Here is a 22,307-nt window from a genome sequence, read left to right on the forward strand (position 1 = left end):
GGATTTACTATGTTTCGTGGCAAGCATTGCTATTGCGCTGCATCAATAAAAAGCCCCTTGCGGGGCTTTTTTCAGACGGACAGGAATTGCTGCAAGATACCACTTGAGCCGAAAGCGGCGCGCCGCAAACGGTCGTTGACACCCAGCCACGCGGGGCCGGTCGGTGGCGCTTCGACGAGTATCAGCTCGGCGCCGACCTGGTCCATCGTGCGCAGCGAGGCATACAGCGCATGTGCGTAGTTTTCCGGGTTGGCGGCCAGGCGTACGCTGGCGCTGGCCGGCGGCAGATCCGAGTAGTGGATCAGGGCCACGCGGCGCCCGTCGTTGAGCAGGCGGTTCAAGGTGGCGCTCACGTCATCGCTGTGCTGCATCGCAACAGGCGTATGCGGTGCGTAATGCGATTCCAGCGTGCCCGAGGCACGCGGCGCGGCCGCATCGGCAACAGCCGGTGCGCGGCCGATGACGGCGGCGATCTGCTCGCTGCTGATATGGCCGGGACGCAACAGCACGGGACCATGTGTGGCCAGGCGCGACAGGTCGACGATGGTCGACTCGATGCCCACGTCGCTCTGTCCGCCGTCGAGCACCAGGCCCAGCAAGCCGCTGTCGAGTTCCGCCGCGAATTCATCGCGCACGTGCTGCGCCGTCGTCGGGCTGACGTTGCCGAATTTGTTCGCCGACGGTGCTGCCAGGCCGCCCTTGCCTCCCTTGAAAGTGCGTAGCAATGCGATAGCCACTGGGTGCGACGGGCAACGCAGACCCACCGTATCCTGGCCGCCGGACACGGCGTCGGGGATATGCGCGGCGCGCTTGACGATCAGGGTCAGCGGACCGGGCCAGAAAGCGGCTACCAGTTGCTGCGCTTCCTGCGGAATATCGTCGGACCAGTGCGCCAGGTCGGCGCCGGGCGCCACGTGCACGATCACGGGATGGTCCGAGGGACGGCCCTTGGCTTCGTAGATGCGCGCCACGGCGGCCGGGTTTTCCGCATCGGCGCCCAGGCCATACACGGTTTCCGTCGGGAAGGCGACGAGGCCGCCCTCTTCCAGCACGGCGGCGGCCGCCGCCAGGTCTTGTGCGGGCACGCTCACGGCGCGATTCCCAGGATCAAACAAGCGTCGCGCAGGCGCTGCTGCGCCTGCGGCAACGTGGCGGCGATGAAGGTCAAATGGCCCATCTTGCGGCCACGGCGCGGATCGTCCTTGCCATACAGGTGCAGGCAAGCGCCCGGCAGCGCCAGCACCTGGTCCCACGCCGGTTCGGTGACCACATCGCTGTCGTCGGCAAACCAGGCGTCGCCGAGGATGTTGAGCATCACGGCCGGCGAATGCTGGCGCACGTCGCCCAGCGGCAAGCGCGCCATGGCCCGCACCTGCTGCGCGAACTGGCTCGTAACGCAGGCATCCATCGTGTAATGGCCGCTGTTATGCGGGCGCGGCGCCATTTCATTGACCACCAGGCTGCCGTCTTCCAGCACAAAAAATTCGATGCACAGCACGCCGACGTAACCGAGTTCTGCCACCATGGCTTGCGCCGCCCGCTGCGCCTTGGCGGCGCAATCGTCGGACACGTTCGGGCCCGGCACGGTAGTGGTAAACAAGACGCCATCGCGGTGCACGTTCTCGGCGATCGGATAGACGACCGATTCGCCATCCACGCCGCGCGCCGTCAGCACGGACACTTCATACGCCAGCGGCAGCATCTTTTCCAGCAGACAAGTTACTTCGCCAATTTCCGCAAAGGCGGCGCGCACATCGTCGCGCGTGCGCACGCGGAACTGCCCCTTGCCGTCATAGCCCATGCGTACGGTTTTCAAGATACCGGGCAGCAAGTCGTCGCCGATGGCATCGATGTCAAGCTGCGTGGCAATCACCATGTGCGGCGCCGGCAGCACGCCCGATTTCGAGGCGCAGTCGACAAAGAAACGCTTTTCCGCGATGCGGTCCTGCGCCACCGATACGCCATGGGCGTTCGGCGCCACGAACACGCGTTCGGCCAGGCGCGACAGGCTGTCGGCCGGCACGTTTTCGAATTCCGTGGTGACGGCCAGGCATTGCGCGGCCAGGGCGTCGAGACCGGCCACATCGCTGTAGCCAGCATTGATGAGGCGCTGTGCCACCTGCCCCGCAGGGCAGGCGTCGGACGGTTCCAGTACGGCTACTTGATAACCGATGCTCTGGGCGGCCTGGGCAAACATGCGGCCGAGCTGGCCGCCGCCCATCACGCCCAGCCACGCCGGTGGATGGGCGGCAGGCAGCAATGGGGAAGTCGATTTACTATTCATTATTTCTCAAACACATTAGTCAGGCAAGACCATGGCCTTGGCGGCGGCCGTTTGCGTGGCACGGAACGCTTCCAGGCGCTCGGCCAGGGCGTCGTCGTTGGCGGCAAGCATGGCCACGGCCGTCAGCGCCGCATTCGCCGCGCCCGCTTCGCCGATGGCGAAGGTGGCCACCGGCACGCCCTTGGGCATTTGCAGGATGGACAGCATGGAATCTTCGCCGCGCAGGTATTTCGATGGCACGGGCACACCCAGCACGGGCACGATGGTCATCGCCGCCACCATGCCAGGCAGGTGGGCCGCGCCGCCGGCGCCGGCGATGATGGCGCGCAAGCCGCGCGCGCGCGCGCTTTTCGCGTACGCATACATCTCGTCGGGCATGCGGTGCGCGGAAATGACTTGCGCTTCGTATGGCACGCCAAACTGTTTCAGCATGGCGACCGCGTTCTGCATCACGTCCCAGTCCGAGGACGAGCCCATGATGACGCCGACCAGCGGCTTGTTTTGCTCAGTCATCTCAGGCCTTCAGCTTCTCGCCCGTCAGGCGTTCGATGGCTTCAAAATACTTGGCCTGGGTTTTTTCGATGACGTCGGCTGGCAGTGCTGGCGCCGGCGCGGTCTTGCCCCAGGTCAGCGTTTCCAGGTAGTCGCGCACGAATTGCTTGTCGAACGACGGTGGCGAAATGCCAGGCTGGTAGGAATCGGCAGGCCAGAAGCGCGACGAGTCGGCCGTCAGCACTTCATCCATCAAATGCATGACGCCATTGTCGTCCAGGCCGAATTCGAACTTGGTGTCGGCGATGATGATGCCGCGCGTGGCCGCGTATTCGGCGGCCGTCTTGTAGAGTTGAATGGCCACGTCGCGCATCTTGGCGGCCAGTTCCGCGCCGATGCGCTCTTCCATTTCAGCAAAGCTGATGTTTTCGTCATGCTCGCCCAGCTCGGCCTTGGCCGCCGGCGTGAAGATCGGTTCCGGCAGTTTTTCCGCCTGTTGCAGGCCGGCTGGCAGCTTGATGCCGCAGATGCTGCCCGTGTCCTGGTAATCTTTCCAGCCCGAACCGATGATATAGCCGCGTACAACTGCCTCGACCATGATCGGCTTCAAGCGCTTGGCCACGACGGCGCGGCCCTTGACTTGCTCCACTTCCTCGGGCGCCACCACGGATTCCGGCGCCACGCCGGTCAGGTGGTTCGGCACGATATGGCCCAGTTTCTCGAACCAGAAATCGCTCATCTGGTTAAGGACCTTGCCCTTGCCGGGGATAGGCTCGTTCATGACGACATCGAAGGCCGACAGGCGGTCCGTGGTGACGATCAGGATCTTGTCGTCGCCAACGGCGTAATTGTCGCGGACCTTGCCGTGGCCCAGCAATGGCAGGGAGTGGATGGAAGTCTGATAGAGGCTGTTCATAGCGGGGGAATAGTTGGATGAAACGAAACCGGCAGGCAAGGGGTGCCTGCCGGTCGAGAAAATCGGGCACGGAGCATTGCTTCCGGCCCGTTCCAGACAGAATTTTACTTCACAATTTGCGACAGCTCGCCGGCCTTGTAACGCTCGGCCATTTTTTCCAGTGGCATGGACTTGATTTTCGACGCCTGGCCTTCGCAGCCGAATGCCTGCATGCGGGCGCGCACGATTTGCTCTGCAGCAAGACGGGCTGGCTTCAGGTAGTCGCGTGGGTCGAATTTCGACGGGTTTTCAAACAGGTACTTGCGGATCGCGGCCGTCATCGCCAGGCGGATGTCGGTGTCGATGTTGATCTTGCGCACGCCGTGACGGATGCCTTCCTGGATTTCCTCGACTGGCACACCGTAGGTTTCCTTCATGTCGCCGCCGAATTCGCGGATGATGGCCAGCAATTCCTGCGGCACCGACGAGGAACCGTGCATCACCAGGTGGGTGTTCGGGATGCGTGCGTGGATTTCCTTGATGCGGTCGATGGCCAGGATGTCGCCCGTCGGCTTGCGCGTGAATTTGTAGGCGCCGTGCGAGGTGCCGATGGCGATCGCCAGGGCGTCGCACTGGGTGCGCTGCACGAAGTCGGCCGCTTGCGCCACGTCCGTCAGCAGTTGCTCGCGGGTCATGGTGCCGTCGGCGCCGTGGCCGTCTTCCTTGTCGCCCTTCATGGTTTCCAGCGAACCGAGCACGCCCAGTTCCGCTTCCACCGTCACACCGATCGCGTGCGAGAATTTCACGACTTCACGCGACACTTCCACGTTGTATTCGTAGGAAGCGACCGACTTGCCGTCCGCTTCCAGCGAACCGTCCATCATCACGGAAGTAAAACCCGAGCGGATGGCGGCCATGCAGACGGCTGGCGACTGGCCGTGATCCTGGTGCATGACGACGGGAATGTGCGGATACGCTTCGACGGCGGCGTCGATCAGGTGGCGCAGGAACGCTTCACCGGCGTACTTGCGCGCGCCAGCGGACGCTTGCATGATCACCGGGCTGTTGAGCGCATCGGCGGCGGCCATGATGGCTTGCACTTGCTCCAGGTTGTTGACGTTGAAAGCAGGAATGCCATAGCCGTTTTCGGCGGCATGGTCCAGCAGTTGACGCATGGATACGAGAGACATGGTAATACTCCAGATAACAATAGAAACCGTTGCGGCGCTTCGCGGTCAATGACCGCGGCGGCGCCTGAATTCTTTCAACCAAACCAGAACGTCCAGCAAACTGCTCAGGGCTAGGCGCGTTGCCGAAGGCAGTACGACTAGTACGACGAGGCAATGCAACAACGCCCTGGGCGGTTTGTGGGCGTTCTTATTCAAACTCGCCGACTGTGACAATTTTCAGGGCATTCGTGCCGCCCACCTGACCCATCGGCTCGCCCCAGGTGACGACGATCATGTCGCCCTTGCGGACGATACCCTGCGCCACCAGCAGCTCTTCGGCCTGCTTCAGCACTTGCGCGCTGGGGGCGTTCTGCATCAGATGATACGCCCGAACATTGCGGTACAGCGCGGCTTTGCGCAAAGTCGTGACGCTGGGCGTCAGTGCATAGATCGGCGTGTCGATGCTGTGGCGGCTCATCCACAAGGCGGTGGAACCGGATTCCGTCAGCGCCACGATGGCTTTGACGCGCAAATGGTGGGCCGTAAACAGGGCGCCGTACGCGATCGACTGGTCGATGCGGGTAAACGTGACGTTGAGGAAATCGGCATCGAGCTTGTTGTATTCGGACTGTTCCGCTTCCACGCAGATGGCGGCCATCATTTCCACCGTCTCGATCGGGTACTTGCCCGAGGCCGTTTCGGCCGACGTCATGACGGCATCCGTGCCGTCGAGCACGGCATTCGCCACGTCCGATACTTCCGCGCGGGTCGGCACGGCGTTGACGATCATCGATTCCATCATCTGCGTGGCCGTGATCGCCAGCTTGTTCGATGCGCGCGCCATCTTGATCATGCGCTTTTGCAAGGCCGGCACGGCCGCATTACCCACCTCGACGGCCAGGTCGCCACGCGCCACCATGATGCCGTCGGAAGCGTCGAGAATCTCTTGCAGCGCAGGAATGGCTTCCGCGCGCTCGATCTTGGCGATCATCATCGGCTTGTGGTGATACGGTTCACCCGCGATATTGGCCAGCTGGCGCGCCATCTCCATGTCGGTCGCGCATTTCGGGAAGGAAATGGCCAGATAGTCGGCCTGGAAACTCATGGCCGTCTTGATGTCTTCCATATCCTTGGCCGTCAGGGCCGGCGCGGACAGGCCGCCGCCCTGGCGGTTGATGCCCTTGTTGTTCGACAACTCGCCGCCAATTTTGACGGTCGTGTGGATTTCGCTGCCGTGGATGCGCTCGACGATCAGCACGATGAGGCCGTCATTCAGCAGCAGCACGTCGCCCTTGTGCAAGTCGCGCGGCAAGGCCTTGTAATCGAGGCCGACACGCTCCTGGTTACCCAGTTCGCCGTTTTCGCCCCACTTGGCGTCGAGGATGAAGCGCTCGCCTGCTTCCAGCTGGATGCGCGTGTTTTCAAACTTGCCGACGCGAATCTTCGGCCCTTGCATATCGGCCATGATGGCCACTTCGCGGCCGCATTCAGCTGCCGCCAGGCGCACCAGCGCCGCGCGGTCGATATGGTCTTGCGCCTTGCCGTGGGAAAAATTCAAGCGCACCACGTCGACGCCCGCACGTATCATTTTGACCAGGATATCGAAGTCAGTGGAAGCGGGGCCGATTGTTGCTACGATTTTTGTACCGCGTGGCATAGGAGTCCTTGTGCGCGAGCGAAGGTGAGCAAGACCTGGCGGCTGAGCCGCCCGGCAAGGTAAAAGCGCAGCGGTCAGGCTGCGCTTGGTGGCACTACAGTCAGGCCGGATCAGCCTGCGCGTTGCATCAGGATCTCAACTGCTGGGAGGGTTTTGCCTTCCAGGAATTCCAGGAAAGCGCCGCCGCCGGTCGAGATATAGCTGATTTTATCGGTAATATCGTATTTGGCAATCGCCGCCAAGGTGTCGCCACCGCCGGCAATCGAGAAAGCTTTCGAATCGGCAATGGCCAAGGCCAAGGTCTTGGTGCCGTTGCCGAACTGGTCGAACTCGAACACACCGACGGGACCGTTCCACACGATGGTGCCGGCGGCGCCGATCTGCTGCGCCAGCAGGGCGGCCGTTTTCGGGCCGATATCGAGGATCATGTCGTCGTCCGCCACGTCGGCCACGTCCTTGACGGTGGCGGCTGCCGTTGGCGAGAATTCCTTGGCGCACACGACGTCGACGGGAATCGGTACTTGCGCGCCGCGCTTGGCCATGATGTCGATGATGGCTTTCGCCTCTTCAACGAGCTCCGCTTCCACCAGCGACTTGCCGACGTTCAAGCCGACGGCCTTCATGAAGGTGTTGGCGATGCCGCCGCCGACGATCAGGTTATCGACCTTGTCGGACAGCGCTTTCAAAATGGTCAGCTTGCTCGATACCTTCGAACCGGCAACAATTGCCAGCAGTGGGCGGGCGGGTGCGTGCAAAGCCTTCCCCAGCGCGTCGAGTTCGGCGGCCAGCAGCGGACCGGCGCAGGCGACAGGGGCGAACTTGGCGATGCCGTGCGTGGACGCTTCGGCGCGGTGGGCCGTGCCGAACGCGTCATTGACGTAAATATCGCACAGCTTGGCCATTTTTTGCGCCAGCTCATCGCTGTTTTTCTTTTCGCCCTTGTTGACGCGCACGTTTTCCAGCAAGACCACTTGGCCGGCGGCCAGGGATTCCAGGCCGGCGCCATCGATCCAGTTCTGTTTCAGTGCCACTTCCTGGCCCAGCAGCTCGGACAGGCGGGCGGCCACGGGCGCCAGGCTGTCGGCCGGCTTGAACTCGCCTTCCGTCGGACGGCCCAGGTGCGACGTCACCATGACGGCAGCGCCAGCGTCCAGGGCGGCGCGGATGGCCGGCACCGAGGCGCGGATGCGCGTATCTTCGGTGATCTTGCCACTGTCATCTTGCGGGACGTTCAGGTCGGCGCGGATAAACACGCGCTTGCCTTGCAGTGCATTTTGGGCGATCAAATCTTGCAGACGGATGAAGTTGAGAACAGCTGACATGGCGATCCAGATGACGAGTGGAAGGAAGTGCGCTATTTTACCGCAAGGACCAGACCAAATCGCCGATTTGTCCTGCTTTACTGAAAAACATGCAACAGTCGCAAGCCCGTGAAAACCAGCATGCCGAAGACGATGGTTTGCAGCATATTGCGGCGAATCACGAAAAAGAGCGTGGCGGCAATACCCGACAAGAGTTTCAAATTCGATAAGTCGAAGTGCACTTGCTGCCCTTCCATCAGCAGGTCGGGCGCGATGATGGCAGCCAGCGCGCAGGCCGGCGCATAGCGCAGCATCTCGCCCACGCGGCGCGGGATGGTGATGTGATGGCCGATCAGCCAGAAGGTGCTGCGCGTGGCAGCCGTTGCCACCACCAGCACGGCGATGGCGATCCACACGTCTGCCCTGCCCAAGTCGATGCCGTCAATCATGGCGTTTTGTCCATTTTTCTGTCAATTCTTCCACGGCCATGGCGCTGACCATGCCCACCACGACGGCCACCAGCAAGCCCAGCTTATACGGCAGGCCAAAGGCCAGCACGGCCACCGCGCCCGCCACCAGCACGCCGCACAGGGCGGCGCGGCTGAGGATCAGCGGCACCGTCACGCACAGGATCGCCAGGGTGCCCGCGAAACCGAGCCCCCATTCGGCCGGCACGACGGCGCCCAGCACGATGCCGATGAAGGAACCGATTTGCCAGGCCAGCCAGTTGGGGTAGATCAAGCCTTTCAGGAAAGGCAGCTTGGCCGGGTCCGGCGTTTCATGGGGGTAGCGTTGCAGGAACAGGCCCACCGTGATGTCGCCGGCCACATAGCCGAGCGCAAAGCGCTGGCGCCACGGCAGATGGGAAAAATGGGGGGCCAGCAGCACGGAAAAGATAACAAAACGCAAATTGACGACGAGAGCCGTGGCAAAGATTACCCACACGGGCGCCTGCGCGGCCAGCAGGGGCAAGGACGCGAGCTGGGCCGAGCCGGCAAAGACAAACAGGGTCATGGCCCCCGCCTGCGCGACAGTCAGGCCGCTTTTCACCATGGCCACGCCCACCACCATGCCCCAGGCGGCGATGCCCAGCAGGGTGGGCGCCCCCAGGTTCAGGCCGGCGCGCCAGGCGTCTTTCAGCAGGACGTCGTCCTTGGCGGCCGGGACGGCGTTCACGCGGCGCTCCGGCCGAGGTAGTGTGGTAACTGCACAACAATGGTGCGCGGAGAACGGCTCCGCAACGGTGATACCGGCAAGGCAAATCCAGTCAGGGTGGCGCTACGGCAGCCATATTGTCGCGAAAAACCGCGCCGCAGCCGAAGATGATCAAGCCGACATTTTAGCCATGATTTTTGCTGTCTGCCTGAATCCGTTAAAATCGTGCTTTTGGCAGCAGCCGACTTCCTTCCATACAGCCTCACGGAGCATGACAAGATGACAAAAACCACCCAGCCAGCGGTCGAACTCGACAGTAAAGACTTGCCAGCCCACTGCCCTAACCCGGCCATGCCGCTGTGGTCGTCGCATCCGCGCGTGTTCCTGGAATTCAACAAGGACGGCGTCGCCAAGTGCCCGTACTGCGGCACGGCCTACACCCTGAAGGAAGGCGCCAGCGCCGGCCACCATTAAACTGCCCAGCGGCGCGCCCCCAGCGCGCCGTTTTTATTTGCATCAAGTTATACCGATCAGCCCGGAGTCGTCATGAAACGTCTGAAAGAACTCAATGGCAGCGCCGCCGAAGTCGAAGCGGCGTTCTACGATGCCTTGCACCGCGCCGACCTCGAAGCGCTGATGGCGCTGTGGGCCGACGATGAAGAGATCGTCTGCATCCACCCGGGTGGCGCGCGCCTGATCGGCCATGCCGCCATCCGCGCCTCGTGGGAAACCATTCTGGCCGGCGGCGGCCTGCACATCGTGCCGGCGCAGCTGCATGAAACGCACAATCTGATGAGTTCGGTGCACACGGTGATCGAAGGCGTGACCCAGGAAGAAGGCGGCCCGGCGCATTTGCTGGCCACGAATGTGTATGTAAAAACGCCGCGCGGCTGGCGCATCGTGCTGCACCACGCTTCCATCGCCCCCGGTGGCGCACCGGCCGACGCCGCGGGGACGCAGATCCTGCACTGATGGCTTTGTCTCTTCCCTACACCGCTCCGCTGTGGCTGCCTGGCGGCCACGCGCAAACGATTTATCCGGCCGTATGCCTCGCCAAGCCGGCCGTGGCCTTCCGCCGCGAACGCTGGCAAGCGCCCGATGGCGATTTCGTCGACGTCGACCTGGTCGATGGCCAGCCAGGCCAGCCCTTCGTCGTGCTGTTCCACGGCCTGGAAGGCTCGTCGAACAGCCATTACGCGCGCTCCTTGATGGCCGAGGTGGCCGCGCGCGGCTGGTCGGGCGCCGTACCGCATTTTCGCGGCTGCTCGGGCGAAGCGAACCTGGCGCCCCGTTTTTACCATTCGGGCGATGCGCAGGAAGTGGACTGGATCGTGCAGCGCCTGCGCCCGCGCGCCACGGGAAAATTGTATGCGGCCGGCGTCTCGCTGGGCGGCAACGCCCTGCTGTGCTGGCTGGGCCAGTCGCAGCACCAGGCCGATTTCATCGATGCGGCCGCGGCCGTGTCGGCCCCGCTGGACCTGGCGCAAGGGGGCAAGGCCCTGTCTTCGGGCGCCAACCGGCTCTACACGCGCATGTTCCTGAACACCTTGAAACCGAAATGCCTGGCCAAGCTCGAGCAGTTTCCCGGCCTGTTCGCGCGCGACGCCATGCTGGCCGCGCGCGATCTGCACGCCTTCGACAATGTCGTCACGGCACCGCTGCACGGCTACCGCGACGCCGACGATTACTGGCACCGCGCCAGCGCCAAACACGTCTTGCAGGACATCACCGTGCCGACCCTGGTGCTCAATGCACAGAACGACCCCTTCCTGCCCGGGCGCTACCTGCCGCGCAGCGCCGCACCGAAGGTCACGCTCGAGTATCCGCGCCACGGCGGCCACGTCGGCTTTGCCGCCGGCAAGATGCCGGGAAGCTTGCATTGGCTGCCGCAACGGCTGCTCTCCTTCTTTGAAAACGGCAACATGGCGCCGTCTGCGCCGCAAAACTGGCACGCTGGCGGTGTGCGCACTCACATGGAAAACGCTACACATGGATGAACTCGTCAAGCAAGCCCTGGCCAAATGGCCGAACGTACCCCACTGCTACGGCTGGCTGGGGCTGGACGCGCGCGGCCACTGGCGCATGCGCGACCAGCAGGCGCAACAGCAACAACTGCCCGGCGACAAGATCGTCCATGCGGCCCTGTTGAATTTCATCAACCGCAATTACGCCCAGGACGAACGCGGTTGCTGGTTTTTCCAGAATGGCCCGCAGCGCGTGTATGTGAATCTGGAGGCGACGCCGTATATCGCCCGCAGCGACCCGCAGCACGGTTTTGTCTTGCAGACGGGCGCGCCGCTAACGAGAATCGAGCAAGTGTATTGGTGCGACGACGGCATGCTGATCTTGCGCCATGGCGATATCGTGGCGCAGGTCGACGACCGCGACATTTCGCAAGTGCTGGCGTCGCTGTACTTCGATGGGCTGGCCTTGAGCGACGAGACCTTGCTGACCTGGCTGAAGAACGCTCGGGGCAAGCTGACTTTATTGCATGACGGCAAGGAGATTGCCGTGCAGCCGCTGCGCTACGATGACGTGCCGCAAACCTTCGGCTTCCAGCCGGTGCCGCAAGCCGATCAGGACTAACCCTTCTGGTCCTTGATCTGTTCGCGGCGCTTTTCCTGCAGCTCGCGCTCGCGCGCATCGATCACGGCCTGGTCATAGAAGGTCGCGTCCGTCGATTTGCGGGCGATCGTCAGCTGGTCCAGCGCGGCCATGGTGGCGCCCTGCAGCACGTAGGATTCGGCCAGCGCCATGTGCTGCAAGGTCATCTTGCCCTGGTCCGCATAGGCTTTCGCCAGTAAATCGTACAGTTCCGGCTCTTCCTTGTAGAGCTGCACCTGCTCGCGCAGATACAAGGTCGATTGCTCCAGCTTGCCGGCAGCCATCAGCGCTTCCGCATACTGATGGGCAATGCCGCGCGAGAGGGGGAACTGCTGGCGCGCAGCGTCCGCCGCCTTCAGGGCTTGCTGCGCCACTTCCTTCTTTTGCGCCGGCATCAACAGCACTTCCAGCGCCATCGCCGCCAGCAGGGAATTGGGCGCTTGCGTGCCGCCCGAGGTAAACACATTCGGCCCTGCTGGCTGGTGCAGGGCGGCATTGGCCGCGTCGAGTTCCTTTTGCGCCTCCGCCGGCTTGCCCTGCTTGACGGCGACAAAGGACAAGCCGTAATGGGCGGCCGTCACCTGGAAGCGGCTTTGCTGTTCCAGCTGTGTCTTGAAGACAGCCTTGGCATTCAACAGGCCTTGCACGCTTTCATCCTGCAGCACGCGGGCGCGCGCCCGGGCCAGGTGGAAACTCAGACTGTCCGCCCGCTGCTTGTACGGCTGCTCGCGGATGCGCGCCTGGATGTCGGCAATGCGTTCCGTCGTCAGCGGGTGGGTCTGCAAATAGGCGGGCATCAAGTCGCTGTACGAGCGGCTCGCTGCCTGCATGCGGCCGAAGAAGGCCACCATGCCGGTGGTGTCGAAACCGGCCTCGCCCATGATCTGGAAACCGATGCGGTCCGCCTCGCGTTCGGCGTCGCGGCCGAAATTGAGCTGGCGCTGGATGGCCAGGCCCTGGCCGGCGGCAAACACGCCCATGGCCACGTCGCCGCCCGCGCGCGAAGCGAGCGCCGCCAGCAGCATGGCCGCCAGCGGCATCAGGGCATCCTGGCGCTGCTGGCCCAGCATGCGCGCGATATGGCGCTGCGCCACGTGGCCGATCTCGTGCGACAGCACGGACGCCAGTTCCGCCTCCGTTTGCGCCGCCAGCACCAGGGCCGAGTGCACGCCGATGAAGCCGCCGGGCAAGGCAAACGCGTTCAACTGGGGATCGCGCACGGCAAAGAAGAAATAGTCGTAATTCGTTTCGCCGCGCACGCTGGGGCGCGCCGCCACGAGCGCGTTGCCGAAGGTATTCAGGTATTCGAGCAAGGGCGCGTCGTCGAGGTAGTCGCGGTCGCCGCGGATACCGCGCATGATTTCCTCGCCGATCTTGCGCTCCATCGCTGGCGACAGGTCTTCGCGCGACGTGTCACCCAGGTTCGGTAGGTTAGGCGCCGGCGGCACGGCCAGCGGCGTCCAGCCGCCAGCCGGCTTGGCCGCTACATTGGCGGCTGGCGCAGCAGGCGCGGACGTATAGGTTTGCGCCAGCGCACAGGGCGCCGCCAGCCATAATGCAGCCAGCATGGCTGCGCGCCGTGAGCCGCGCAGCCATGGCGCAGCGGCGTTTTCCACGATGATCGGAAGGGGAGTTTTTGAATTCACGGGTGCTATCATACCTTGTTCGCGGCGCCCATTCCCACGCGTCATGCCAGTGGCATGAGGTCGTGACCGGGCGTGCCGCGCTCCCCTTTTCTCACCTATTTTGACGCCATGACAACAGCAGACAAGCAAGCCCCCGCCGGGGAACTGACCCATTTCGACGCCACGGGCCAGGCCCATATGGTCGATGTGGGCAGCAAGGAAGACACGCGCCGTAGCGCCGTGGCCGCCGGCACCATCCGCATGCAGCCCGCCACCCTGGCATTGATCATTTCCGGCAACGCCAAGAAAGGCGACGTGCTGGGCATCGCCCGCATCGCCGCCATCATGGGCGCCAAGCGCACCAGCGACCTGATTCCCCTGTGCCACCCGCTGGCCCTCACGCGCGTCACCGTCGATTTTGAAGTGGACGAAGCGGCCAACAGCGTGCACTGCCGCGCCCAAGTCGATACGACAGGAAAAACCGGCGTGGAAATGGAAGCGCTCACGTCCGTGCAAATCGGCTTGTTGACGATCTACGATATGTGCAAGGCCGTCGACCGCGGCATGGTCATGACGAATGTGCGCGTGCTGGAAAAGCATGGCGGCAAGTCGGGCGATTGGCACGCCGAGGTCTAATTATTTTGCCTGGCGCGCAAGCTGGCCCTGGACGCGGCGCAAGTCACGCAGCAAGCAGACTGCACTGGCCAGGCACAGCGCGATGATGGCCATGGACAGGGGCAAGTGGAATTGTTCCAGCCCTGCCAGCGCAAAGCCGGCGTGGATCAGGAACGTTCCCACGCCCAGCGCGGCGCAGACACAAGCATACAAGGTCGCCCGCGCGGTGGCCAGCAGCACGTGCCGGTAACCGGCCAGCACCAGGGCAATCGCCGCCAGGTTAAACACGAGAAAACCCTGCACGCCACCCGGCAAATGAAACATCTCCCACTCTTTCCAGTAGGCAGCGTCGATTTGATGCAAGATCAGGAACAACATGGTCCAGAAGTAGCTGCGCGGCATAAGATTTACATTCGTCAATATTGATCCCATTGTAAAGCCTGCACCGCGCACCGGCTCGTGCCCATGGCACTTTCGATGCAAAAATGAATTTCATTGATATAAATGTTTTTTCATCAAGAAATCATGCATACTGCGAGTCGTCCATATCCAGATGAGCATCGCATGACAAGCAACAGACCCGCCGCGGAAAGCAAGCTCCAGGACTTCGACTTCGAGGCCATGAATCTGCAGGTGGGGGGACGCATCCAGTTCATCACGCACCGCACCATCAAACCCATCCAGCATTTCTCGACCGTGATCGGCTATGTGAAAGACGAGTACCTGATCGTCAAGATTCCCATGGAAAACGGCGCGTCGATTGTCCTCAACGAAGGCGACAAGCTGACCATCCGCGTGTTTTCCGGTGTCACCGTCTGTTCGTTTTCCTGCAGCGTGCTGCGCATCTTCGGCCGCCCGCTCAACTATGTCCACCTGAGCTTTCCCGACACCATCCAGGGCACCAGCCTGCGCACGGCCATGCGCGTCAAGGTGGACATTCCGGCGCAGCTGAGCTACCGCGACGTGGCGGCTGTGCCCGTGTTCATCGTCAATCTCAGCGTATCGGGCGCGCTGATCGAAGCGCCCAGCATGCTTACGCCCGATGACGAAGGCGTGGCGCTGAGCTTTACCCTGCTGGTGCAGCCGAACAGGCATCAGATGCGCGTCAACACGCGCGCCCGCATCCAGAACGTCAGCGTGGGCAAGCCATCGAGTGGCCACGCCGCCGGGGTAGCGGAAATCTATACTTACGGCGTGCAATTCATCGACCTGGAACCGACCCATTACACGCTGCTGCAAAACCTCACCTATGAAGCGCTGATCGCGGACCGGCAAAAAATCGTCTGATACCGGCGCGGCAGGTGCCGCTTACTGCGTCGCCACCACCTTGGGAATATTCATGCGGGTAATGGCTTCCTTGGCCGCCGCATTCGTCACGCTGGTGCTGTTGAACCAGCTCAGGCTGCTGGTGCCGAGCTGCAACTCCATGTTCACCGTCTGGCCGCCCAAACCGCTGCCCAGGTCGCCCGCCAGGGTCAGCTCGATATCGCCCTTGTCGACCTTGGCGCTGGCCACTTCGCGCGTGGCGCTGAACACGGGGATGGCGCTGGGCACGGCCGCGGTAGGCGTGCTGCAGGCGGCCGCCTCGCCGCCATTTTCCTGCACGCACAGGGCCACGGCAGTCTTCAGCGGCGCAGCGGCCGCCAGCACATTGCTGACCTTGGCCCGCATCGTATAGTCGCCGTACTGGGGAATGGCCACGGCCGCCAGGATGCTGGCGATGGCCACCACGATCATCAGTTCTATCAGGGTAAAACCGCTTTGCGCGCGCATCGTATTCTCCCATTGTGCATTGCTCACCCCATGCATGGTGCAAGCGCCATGCCAGCGGCGCGCCCGGGCAGCGCCGGTACGCACGGAAAGAAAAGCGACACATTTGGGCGGGTTCGGACCAGCGCCGTCCGCCCAGGCCGGGAATCGGCCTGTCTTGCGGACAAAAAAAAAGGAGCCGAAGCTCCTTTTTTGTACTGCATGAACCAGGCTGAAAATTACAGCATGGCTTTCAGCAGACGCGCCATTTCCGACGGGTTTTTGGTCACGGTGATGCCGCAAGCTTCCATGATTTCCAGCTTGGCTTGTGCCGTATCGGCACCGCCCGAGATCAGCGCGCCGGCGTGGCCCATGCGCTTGCCTGGAGGGGCGGTGACGCCAGCGATGAAGCCAACGACCGGTTTTTTCATGTTGTCTTTGATCCAATAAGCCGCGTTGGCTTCGTCCGGACCACCGATTTCGCCGATCATGATGACCGCGTCGGTATCTGGATCATCATTGAACATCTTCATGATGTCGATGTGCTTCAGACCGTTGATCGGGTCGCCGCCGATGCCGACTGCCGACGATTGGCCCAGGCCCAGTGCGGTCAATTGACCCACTGCTTCATAGGTCAGGGTGCCCGAACGGGACACCACGCCGATACGGCCTTTCTTGTGGATGTGGCCTGGCATGATGCCGATCTTGATTTCGTCTGGCGTGATCAAGCCTGGGCAGTTAGGGCCCAGCAGCAAGGTTTTGCTGTTGGCTTTGGCCATGCGGTCTTTCAGGGCCATCATGTCACGGACAGGAATGCCTTCGGTGATGCAAATGGCCAGATCCATTTCAGCTTCGACAGCTTCCCAGATCGCCGCTGCAGCGCCTGCTGGCGGTACGTAGATGACGGAAACGTTGGCGCCGGTTTCTTTTTTCGCTTCGGTCACGTTAGCGAAAATAGGAATGCCTTCGAAATCTTCGCCGGCTTTCTTCGGGTTCACGCCTGCCACGAAGGCAGCTTTGCCGTTCGCGTAGTCGCGGCAACCGCGGGTGTGGAACTGGCCGGTCTTGCCGGTAATCCCTTGGGTAACGACTTTGGTATCTTTATTGATCAGAATGGACATGTTGATTCCTTAATTAAGCTTGACCGGCAGCAGCGGCAACGACGCTCTTGGCTGCATCTTCCATGGTGTCGGCTGCGATGATAGGCAGACCGGAATCGGCCAGCATCTTTTTGCCCAGGTCTTCGTTGGTGCCCTTCATGCGCACGACCAGTGGCACGTTCAGCGAGACGGCTTTCACTGCGGCGATCACGCCTTCAGCGATCACGTCGCAACGCATGATGCCGCCGAAAATGTTCACCAGGATGGCTTTCAGGCCTGGGTTTTTCAGCATGATCTTGAACGCTTCGGTGACTTTTTCTGCCGTGGCGCCGCCGCCGACGTCCAGGAAGTTGGCTGGCTCGCCGCCGAACAGCTTGATGGTGTCCATGGTCGCCATGGCCAGACCGGCGCCGTTCACCAGGCAACCGATGTTGCCGTCGAGCGAAATGTAGGCCAGGTCGAATTTCGACGCTTCGATTTCAGCTGGATCTTCTTCGTCCAGATCGCGCAGGGCGACGATTTCCGGATGACGGAACAGAGCGTTCGGGTCAAAGTTGAACTTGGCGTCCAGGGCGATGACTTTGCCGCTGCCGGTAACGATCAGCGGGTTGATCTCGGCCAGCGAGCAATCGGTTTCCCAGTACGCTTTGTACAGGCCTTGCAGGTTGACGCGAGCGTCGGCGATGGAACCGGCAGGCACGCCGATTTTGGCGGCGATGTCGTCTGCCTGGGCATCGGTCAGGCCCGTGCCTGGATCGATGGTGACGTGATGGATCTTCTCTGGGTGGCTTTCGGCCACTTCTTCGATGTCCATGCCGCCTTCGGACGAAGCCATCAGGACGATTTTCTGGGTGACGCGGTCGGTGACCAGCGAAACGTACAGTTCTTGTTTGATGTCGGCGCCTTCTTCCACCAGCAGGCGATTGACTTTCTGGCCTTCGGCGCTGGTCTGGTGCGTGATCAGCTGCATGCCCATGATCTGGTCAGCGTATTCCTTGACCTGTTCGATCGATTTTGCCACTTTCACGCCGCCGCCCTTGCCGCGGCCACCTGCGTGGATCTGCGCCTTGACAACCCATACCGGGCCGCCCAGGGTTTCCGCAGCCTTGACGGCTTCTTCGACGGACATGCACGGAATACCGCGTGGTACCGTCACTCCGTGCTGCCGGAGGATTTCTTTGGCTTGATACTCATGGATTTTCATGCTGGCTTCCCTTCTGATACTGATTTGTAAAAATACGGTTAGTGGTGCAAAAAAAACAGGAAAAACAGAGCGCCGGGGTCACGCTTTGGCTACCCAGCGCGGGTAATACTGTGCAACTGCCCCGCCATCGGTGCGCAGGGCGTGGCATTTGTCGAGTTGAAACGGCTTTTCATGCGACAAGTCAGCATTCTCACCGTCACGGGTCGACCAGACATCGCCGGCAAATGCCTGAACCGTCGCAGTCGGCAAGACTTGCGCCAGTTCGGTCAAATGGGTACAGCCAGCGATTCCCGCCAGGCGCTGTTTCAAGTCGCGGCGGAAATTCTTCAATAAATTCAAACCGATCAGCGCCCTGTAAGCGGGGCCGATGGTATCGCAAAAACCGGGATAGGGCACGGCATCGGAGACAGCTTCGGCCTCGACAATGGTCAGTTCGCGATCGACGGTAATGCGCAAGTGGAGGTCATGCAGAGGGGCGCCGGCGGGACGGGGGCCGGAGGCCAGGGTCGCGTCATAGCTTTTGATGTCGGTGATATGGGCGTCAATATCCCACAGGCCGTCGTCGCGCACATACGCTTGGACGTCGATAACGCGGGAGTGCCGTAGGGCGCGCCGGGATACGGGAGTTGACAGGGGCATAAGACCGATGCCGCTTGCGCGGCCATAATTAGTAAGCAGCCATGTGCCTAAAGCACTCTGTTCGCAGCTTCTACGAACAGCAACCGCACCTGCGGCGCCGCAAAAACCCTAAAAGTGTAGCACACAGGGCGCTAGTTGCGCCGCAACATAATTTTTTATTGGTCGTGCCGTCTGCCGCAAATCATTAACGAAAATCGCAAAATCAATGACAATTATTCACAATGCAGATAACTTGAAAGCATGCCTGCGGCACCGGCGCACTGGCCGGCGCCGCGCTTCAGTCAGCCACACCCAGTGCGCGTAAAACGGGCAAGGTGCGCGCGGAAAAATATTCCGCGCGCGCCAGCAGTTCGGCCAGGTTTTCCTCTTCCGTCAACAAGGGCTGCCCGTCCTTCGTCAGCAGTTGCTCCAGGCGCAGCAGTACCGGCCACGTCGCGCGCACCCATTCTTGCGGCGTTGGACAACCTTGCTGTTTTGCCCACAGGAACAGTTGTTGTAAATGCGATACAACCACGCCGCCGCCCGTCAGGGGGCTGGCGAGGCTGTGCAAGTCGGTTCTTGCCAGCGCCTGCTCCAGCAAGTGCGCATTCAGCCGCGCCGTCTGCGGCCGCGCCACAGCGATGTCGGCCTCGTCCTGGACGGCAAGCACGCTGCCCTTGCTGACCAGCACCAATATGATCTGCAGCAAGGCGGCCAGGCCGGCTTCGCTACCCGCCAGTTGCAGCTCCAGTTCGCCTATCGTGTACACGCGATGGTCGGCCATGGCGTCGAGCACGGGCGCATACACGCGCTCGTCCATATCGGCGTCGCCCAGCACCCCGTGCACGCTCAACACCACTTCGTCGCGGGGCACGGCCAGCATCACGCGCACGGCCCGCACGGCGCTGACCTGGGCCAACGGCGTCAGCCTGCGCGCGCCCTTGACCCAGTAATCCTTGCGGAATTGCTCGTTGACGAGAAAGGCGCGCGTCGTCTCGCGGAAGACGGGATCGGGTATCTCGGCCAGGAATTGCTGGTGTTCGGCCGTCAGGTTCAGCATGTCGACCAGAGCGGTATAGTTGGCGGACGAGGCGAACTCCAGCTTGGCCTCGCCCAGCATGGCCGCAACGCTGGAAAAGGCCATCGGCTGCCAATCCGCATTGAAATATTCGTGTGCAATATAGTTGCGGTCCAGCGCTTTCAGCTTCTCGAAACGGTCCGCCAGCAGGGGATTGGCCTCCAGGTAGCGCGGTTGCACGGCGATCATCCTGTCGACAAAATCGATGGCGCCGTCGACTCGTGCCAGCACGCCCACGCCGGGCGCGCTCATGACGCGGCTATGCTCGGCCAGCAAGTCGCGCATCGGCATCATGGCACTCCAGCCCGGCTGCGTGTTATAGCTGATATAGGCGACGCCACCCACTTTCAGCTTGCGCTGCAGGAAATCGACGATCAAGGCGCGATTTTCTGCCGAGACCCAGCTCCAGATCCCGTGCAGGCAGATAAAGTCGAAATCGGGCAAGTCGTCACGGCGGCAAAACTGCGCGAACGATTCGTCCGTGAACTGTGCGCCGGCGCCGGTCACGCTGGCCAGCTCCTGCGCAAAGGTGGCCTGGGACGGATTGAAATCATTGCCATGCCAGCGCGTGGAAGACGCCGCCGCATGGATGTTGGCGCTGATGCCCTGGCCAAAGCCCAGCTCGCAAGCCGTGCCGCTGGCCGGCAAGGCAAGCCCGGCAGCCAGCAGGGGCAGCCGCAGGCGCAGAGGATTCAATTCTTCGTAATAGCCATAGGTATAGGCGATTTCGGCCACATAGCCGGCATTCCAGTTGCTCATCTCGATCCTGTCACGGTCAGTGGTGCTGCGCGCATCGCACAGCGTTCGAGCGCCAGAATACCTTATCGCGCGGCGTCGCCATACTGGAAACAAACGGCGTTTGAAAGCGCAGTTCATGGGGCACGACGGAGGCCGGCCGGCGCGCCATGGCGCGCGTCAGTCGTCTTCGGGGTCCAGGCCCTTCAAGGCCGCCTGCACGGCGCGCTGAGAAAAGCCGCGCTGCATCAGGAAGCGCATCTGTTTGTTGCGCTGCTCGGCATCCTGCGCCACCTCGCCAAATTTGCGGCGCCATACTTCGCAGGCGCGCGCAACTTCCCCTTCCGCCAGGCCCGCCTTGAGTTCCTGCAGCGCCTCGCCGCCGATGCCATGGCTTTGCAGTTCGGCCATGATGCGGCTATTGCCGAAGCGGGCCGAGCGGCGGTGGATCAGCGACTCGGAAAAGCGCTCCTGCGACAGCCAGTTGGCCTGCTCCAGACTGTCGAGCAAGGCTTCCACATCATCGCCCTCTTGCGCATGGCGCTGCAGCTTGCGCCGCAATTCCATGCGGCTGTGTTCACGCATCGACAAAAAGCGTAGCGCCCTGCCCTTCAGGCTTAGTTGTACTGCGGCCATACACCCACCTTGTCTTTCATTCCACGATCACATCACCCAAACACAATCGCCGCCCGGCGCAACAGCGCGGGACGGCGATCAGGGTCCTACCTTGCGACAAGCCATGCGTAAGTCGGATTAGGCCCCCTGGGCCGTAATCCGACAACATTGTTGGCGTCTGTAGTGTTGTCGGATTACGCGCGGCTTTGCCGCGCTAATCCGACCTACTCTGCCTTGGCTTCCGCAGCCTTGGCAGCCTTGTCGGCGGCTTTGTCCGCTTTTTCCGGCTTTTCAGCAGCCAGCGGCGGCAGTTCGCGCACGCCCAGCGACGCGCGGACCTTGTTTTCGATTTCGCGGGCCAGCGCAGGACGCTCTTGCAGGAAGGCGCGGGCGTTGTCCTTGCCCTGACCGATGCGTTCGCCGTTGTAGCTGTACCACGAACCGGATTTTTCCACGATCTTGGCATCCGAGCCCAGGTCCAGGATTTCGCCTTCGCGCGAGGTGCCGGCGCCGTACAGGATGTCGAAGTGCGCTTCCTTGAACGGTGGCGCGATCTTGTTCTTGACGACCTTGACCTTGGTTTCGTTGCCGATCACTTCATCGCCGGACTTGATCGAGCCGGTGCGGCGGATGTCCAGGCGCACGGAGGCGTAGAATTTCAGCGCATTGCCGCCGGTGGTTGTTTCCGGGCTGCCGAACATCACGCCGATCTTCATGCGGATCTGGTTGATGAAGATGACCAAGGTATTGGTGCGGTTGATGGAACCGGTCAGCTTGCGCAGGGCTTGCGACATCAGACGCGCTTGCAGGCCTGGCAGGGAATCACCCATGTCGCCTTCGATCTCGGCGCGTGGCGTCAGTGCGGCCACGGAGTCGATGACGACGAGGTCGACACTGCCCGAACGCACGAGGGCGTCGCAGATTTCCAGCGCTTGCTCGCCCGTGTCCGGTTGCGAGATCAGCAATTCGTGCAGGTTCACGCCCAGCTTTTGCGCATAACCGACGTCGAGCGCGTGCTCGGCATCGATAAAGGCGCACGTGCCGCCCAGTTTTTGCATTTCGGCGATGGTTTGCAGGGTCAAGGTGGTTTTACCCGACGATTCCGGACCGTAGATTTCCACCACGCGGCCGCGCGGCAAGCCGCCCACGCCCAGCGCGATATCGAGGCCGAGCGAACCGGTCGACACGACTTGCACTTCTTCGATCGGTGCGCTGGCATCCATGCGCATGACCGAACCTTTGCCAAACTGCTTCTCGATCTGCGCCAGTGCGGCGGCGAGCGCCTTGGCTTTTTCCGATGCGGGTACTACAGCTTTTTTATCGTCCATATGTTCTTTCAGCCGTTCTACAGTTGCGGATTCACGTGACGCATCTACGTGAACCATGCAGCCTGCGATAGCGCCAGTGGGTT

24 protein-coding genes are annotated in these 22,307 nt (G+C 62.1%); 6 read left to right on the forward strand and 18 right to left on the reverse strand.

Annotated features, from left to right (window positions below; all coding sequences use genetic code 11):
• Window positions 1-71: 71 nt before the first annotated feature.
• The 9 genes from AC4BCN_RS26865 to AC4BCN_RS26905 all read right to left on the reverse strand — a co-directional run bounded on the left by AC4BCN_RS26865 (window position 72) and on the right by AC4BCN_RS26905 (window position 8,974).
• The gene (locus tag AC4BCN_RS26865; RefSeq protein ID WP_128141786.1) at window positions 72-1,091 is read right to left on the reverse strand and encodes an L-threonylcarbamoyladenylate synthase; all 1,020 of its coding nucleotides are present in this window, start codon (window positions 1,089-1,091) and stop codon (window positions 72-74) included.
• A complete protein-coding gene (locus tag AC4BCN_RS26870) occupies window positions 1,088-2,284 on the reverse strand; it encodes a 5-(carboxyamino)imidazole ribonucleotide synthase (RefSeq protein WP_490492173.1) in 1,197 nt (398 codons plus the stop codon). The genes AC4BCN_RS26865 and AC4BCN_RS26870 overlap by 4 nt, the downstream gene beginning before the upstream one ends.
• Window positions 2,285-2,299: 15 nt before the next feature.
• Window positions 2,300-2,797, reverse strand: a complete 498-nt coding sequence (gene purE, locus AC4BCN_RS26875) for a 5-(carboxyamino)imidazole ribonucleotide mutase (protein WP_034746126.1) — start codon at window positions 2,795-2,797, stop codon at window positions 2,300-2,302.
• Window position 2,798: 1 nt separating this feature from the next.
• On the reverse strand, window positions 2,799-3,692 hold the full coding sequence (locus AC4BCN_RS26880; RefSeq protein ID WP_034746123.1) for a phosphoribosylaminoimidazolesuccinocarboxamide synthase: 894 nt from the start codon (window positions 3,690-3,692) through the stop codon (window positions 2,799-2,801).
• Window positions 3,693-3,796: 104 nt separating this feature from the next.
• Window positions 3,797-4,861, reverse strand: coding sequence for a class II fructose-bisphosphate aldolase (gene fba, locus AC4BCN_RS26885; protein ID WP_128141784.1), 1,065 nt, complete (start codon window positions 4,859-4,861; stop codon window positions 3,797-3,799).
• 187 nt (window positions 4,862-5,048) lie between these two features.
• Window positions 5,049-6,497, reverse strand: a complete 1,449-nt coding sequence (gene pyk / locus AC4BCN_RS26890; protein ID WP_034780607.1) for a pyruvate kinase — start codon at window positions 6,495-6,497, stop codon at window positions 5,049-5,051.
• 110 nt (window positions 6,498-6,607) lie between these two features.
• Window positions 6,608-7,819, reverse strand: a complete 1,212-nt coding sequence (locus AC4BCN_RS26895; protein WP_490492174.1) for a phosphoglycerate kinase — start codon at window positions 7,817-7,819, stop codon at window positions 6,608-6,610.
• A 77-nt stretch (window positions 7,820-7,896) separates the two neighbouring features.
• Window positions 7,897-8,247, reverse strand: coding sequence for an AzlD domain-containing protein (locus AC4BCN_RS26900; protein WP_485881733.1), 351 nt, complete (start codon window positions 8,245-8,247; stop codon window positions 7,897-7,899).
• A complete protein-coding gene (locus AC4BCN_RS26905) occupies window positions 8,240-8,974 on the reverse strand; it encodes an AzlC family ABC transporter permease (RefSeq protein ID WP_456147844.1) in 735 nt (244 codons plus the stop codon). Before AC4BCN_RS26905 ends, AC4BCN_RS26900 begins: the two co-directional genes overlap by 8 nt.
• Window positions 8,975-9,232: 258 nt before the next feature.
• Here AC4BCN_RS26905 and AC4BCN_RS26910 point away from each other — a divergent pair, with 258 nt between their 5' ends.
• The 4 genes from AC4BCN_RS26910 to AC4BCN_RS26925 all read left to right on the forward strand — a co-directional run bounded on the left by AC4BCN_RS26910 (window position 9,233) and on the right by AC4BCN_RS26925 (window position 11,539).
• A complete protein-coding gene (locus AC4BCN_RS26910) occupies window positions 9,233-9,427 on the forward strand; it encodes a zinc-finger domain-containing protein (RefSeq protein ID WP_034746106.1) in 195 nt (64 codons plus the stop codon).
• A 72-nt stretch (window positions 9,428-9,499) separates the two neighbouring features.
• On the forward strand, window positions 9,500-9,925 hold the full coding sequence (locus AC4BCN_RS26915) for a YybH family protein (RefSeq protein WP_034746103.1): 426 nt from the start codon (window positions 9,500-9,502) through the stop codon (window positions 9,923-9,925).
• Window positions 9,925-10,950 (forward strand): YheT family hydrolase, encoded by a 1,026-nt coding sequence (locus AC4BCN_RS26920; protein ID WP_490492175.1) that lies wholly within the window; start codon window positions 9,925-9,927, stop codon window positions 10,948-10,950. Before AC4BCN_RS26915 ends, AC4BCN_RS26920 begins: the two co-directional genes overlap by 1 nt.
• Entirely contained in the window at window positions 10,943-11,539 is a 597-nt protein-coding gene (locus AC4BCN_RS26925) for a DUF2946 family protein (RefSeq protein WP_490492176.1), read from the forward strand. The genes AC4BCN_RS26920 and AC4BCN_RS26925 overlap by 8 nt, the downstream gene beginning before the upstream one ends.
• Here AC4BCN_RS26925 and AC4BCN_RS26930 read toward each other — a convergent pair.
• A complete protein-coding gene (locus tag AC4BCN_RS26930) occupies window positions 11,536-13,125 on the reverse strand; it encodes a beta-barrel assembly-enhancing protease (protein ID WP_128143216.1) in 1,590 nt (529 codons plus the stop codon). The two genes, AC4BCN_RS26925 and AC4BCN_RS26930, sit on opposite strands and share 4 nt — an antisense overlap.
• A 186-nt stretch (window positions 13,126-13,311) precedes the next feature.
• Between AC4BCN_RS26930 and moaC the strand changes: the two genes are divergently transcribed.
• Window positions 13,312-13,818, forward strand: coding sequence for a cyclic pyranopterin monophosphate synthase MoaC (gene moaC, locus AC4BCN_RS26935; protein ID WP_034746095.1), 507 nt, complete (start codon window positions 13,312-13,314; stop codon window positions 13,816-13,818).
• Here moaC and AC4BCN_RS26940 read toward each other — a convergent pair whose 3' ends face one another.
• On the reverse strand, window positions 13,819-14,199 hold the full coding sequence (locus AC4BCN_RS26940; protein ID WP_128141779.1) for a DUF6713 family protein: 381 nt from the start codon (window positions 14,197-14,199) through the stop codon (window positions 13,819-13,821).
• 162 nt (window positions 14,200-14,361) lie between these two features.
• On the opposite strand from AC4BCN_RS26940, the gene AC4BCN_RS26945 reads away from it, so the two are divergent.
• Window positions 14,362-15,084 (forward strand): flagellar brake protein, encoded by a 723-nt coding sequence (locus AC4BCN_RS26945; protein ID WP_490492177.1) that lies wholly within the window; start codon window positions 14,362-14,364, stop codon window positions 15,082-15,084.
• A 21-nt stretch (window positions 15,085-15,105) separates the two neighbouring features.
• On the opposite strand, the gene AC4BCN_RS26950 is transcribed toward AC4BCN_RS26945, so the two are convergent.
• From AC4BCN_RS26950 to recA, 7 genes are all read right to left on the reverse strand, one after another.
• Entirely contained in the window at window positions 15,106-15,570 is a 465-nt protein-coding gene (locus AC4BCN_RS26950) for a pilin (RefSeq protein WP_490492178.1), read from the reverse strand.
• A gap of 215 nt (window positions 15,571-15,785) precedes the next feature.
• Complete coding sequence (gene sucD, locus AC4BCN_RS26955; protein WP_034746085.1) at window positions 15,786-16,667, reverse strand: succinate--CoA ligase subunit alpha; 882 nt, start codon at window positions 16,665-16,667, stop codon at window positions 15,786-15,788.
• A 13-nt stretch (window positions 16,668-16,680) separates the two neighbouring features.
• Window positions 16,681-17,850, reverse strand: coding sequence for an ADP-forming succinate--CoA ligase subunit beta (gene sucC / locus AC4BCN_RS26960; protein WP_034746081.1), 1,170 nt, complete (start codon window positions 17,848-17,850; stop codon window positions 16,681-16,683).
• Between the two features lie 78 nt (window positions 17,851-17,928).
• Window positions 17,929-18,489: a DUF2889 domain-containing protein gene (locus AC4BCN_RS26965; RefSeq protein WP_139090628.1), complete on the reverse strand. Its 561-nt coding sequence runs from the start codon at window positions 18,487-18,489 to the stop codon at window positions 17,929-17,931.
• Window positions 18,490-18,766: 277 nt separating this feature from the next.
• Window positions 18,767-20,305, reverse strand: coding sequence for a methyltransferase regulatory domain-containing protein (locus AC4BCN_RS26970; RefSeq protein WP_338679897.1), 1,539 nt, complete (start codon window positions 20,303-20,305; stop codon window positions 18,767-18,769).
• 156 nt (window positions 20,306-20,461) lie between these two features.
• A complete protein-coding gene (recX, locus tag AC4BCN_RS26975; protein ID WP_139090627.1) occupies window positions 20,462-20,917 on the reverse strand; it encodes a recombination regulator RecX in 456 nt (151 codons plus the stop codon).
• 203 nt (window positions 20,918-21,120) lie between these two features.
• Window positions 21,121-22,224 carry a recombinase RecA gene (gene recA, locus AC4BCN_RS26980; RefSeq protein WP_076565922.1) on the reverse strand — a complete coding sequence of 368 codons (1,104 nt, stop codon included), beginning with the start codon at window positions 22,222-22,224 and terminating at the stop codon, window positions 21,121-21,123.
• Window positions 22,225-22,307 lie beyond the last annotated feature (83 nt).

This window comes from Janthinobacterium sp. Bl 1, from assembly GCF_058215535.1.

Coding starts and splice junctions, on each gene's coding strand:
- AC4BCN_RS26945 (WP_490492177.1), top strand. CDS start 14,362: ATGACAAGCAACAGACCCGCCGCGGAAAGCAAGCTCCAGGACTTCGAC.
- recX (WP_139090627.1), bottom strand. CDS start 20,917: ATGGCCGCAGTACAACTAAGCCTGAAGGGCAGGGCGCTACGCTTTTTG.
- purE (WP_034746126.1), bottom strand. CDS start 2,797: ATGACTGAGCAAAACAAGCCGCTGGTCGGCGTCATCATGGGCTCGTCC.
- recA (WP_076565922.1), bottom strand. CDS start 22,224: ATGGACGATAAAAAAGCTGTAGTACCCGCATCGGAAAAAGCCAAGGCG.
- AC4BCN_RS26965 (WP_139090628.1), bottom strand. CDS start 18,489: ATGCCCCTGTCAACTCCCGTATCCCGGCGCGCCCTACGGCACTCCCGC.
- AC4BCN_RS26870 (WP_490492173.1), bottom strand. CDS start 2,284: ATGAATAGTAAATCGACTTCCCCATTGCTGCCTGCCGCCCATCCACCG.
- AC4BCN_RS26880 (WP_034746123.1), bottom strand. CDS start 3,692: ATGAACAGCCTCTATCAGACTTCCATCCACTCCCTGCCATTGCTGGGC.
- pyk (WP_034780607.1), bottom strand. CDS start 6,497: ATGCCACGCGGTACAAAAATCGTAGCAACAATCGGCCCCGCTTCCACT.
- AC4BCN_RS26930 (WP_128143216.1), bottom strand. CDS start 13,125: ATGCTGGCTGCATTATGGCTGGCGGCGCCCTGTGCGCTGGCGCAAACC.
- AC4BCN_RS26950 (WP_490492178.1), bottom strand. CDS start 15,570: ATGCGCGCGCAAAGCGGTTTTACCCTGATAGAACTGATGATCGTGGTG.
- AC4BCN_RS26925 (WP_490492176.1), top strand. CDS start 10,943: ATGGATGAACTCGTCAAGCAAGCCCTGGCCAAATGGCCGAACGTACCC.
- AC4BCN_RS26910 (WP_034746106.1), top strand. CDS start 9,233: ATGACAAAAACCACCCAGCCAGCGGTCGAACTCGACAGTAAAGACTTG.
- sucD (WP_034746085.1), bottom strand. CDS start 16,667: ATGTCCATTCTGATCAATAAAGATACCAAAGTCGTTACCCAAGGGATT.
- AC4BCN_RS26915 (WP_034746103.1), top strand. CDS start 9,500: ATGAAACGTCTGAAAGAACTCAATGGCAGCGCCGCCGAAGTCGAAGCG.
- AC4BCN_RS26895 (WP_490492174.1), bottom strand. CDS start 7,819: ATGTCAGCTGTTCTCAACTTCATCCGTCTGCAAGATTTGATCGCCCAA.
- AC4BCN_RS26920 (WP_490492175.1), top strand. CDS start 9,925: ATGGCTTTGTCTCTTCCCTACACCGCTCCGCTGTGGCTGCCTGGCGGC.
- sucC (WP_034746081.1), bottom strand. CDS start 17,850: ATGAAAATCCATGAGTATCAAGCCAAAGAAATCCTCCGGCAGCACGGA.
- AC4BCN_RS26900 (WP_485881733.1), bottom strand. CDS start 8,247: ATGATTGACGGCATCGACTTGGGCAGGGCAGACGTGTGGATCGCCATC.
- AC4BCN_RS26940 (WP_128141779.1), bottom strand. CDS start 14,199: ATGCCGCGCAGCTACTTCTGGACCATGTTGTTCCTGATCTTGCATCAA.
- moaC (WP_034746095.1), top strand. CDS start 13,312: ATGACAACAGCAGACAAGCAAGCCCCCGCCGGGGAACTGACCCATTTC.
- AC4BCN_RS26970 (WP_338679897.1), bottom strand. CDS start 20,305: ATGAGCAACTGGAATGCCGGCTATGTGGCCGAAATCGCCTATACCTAT.
- fba (WP_128141784.1), bottom strand. CDS start 4,861: ATGTCTCTCGTATCCATGCGTCAACTGCTGGACCATGCCGCCGAAAAC.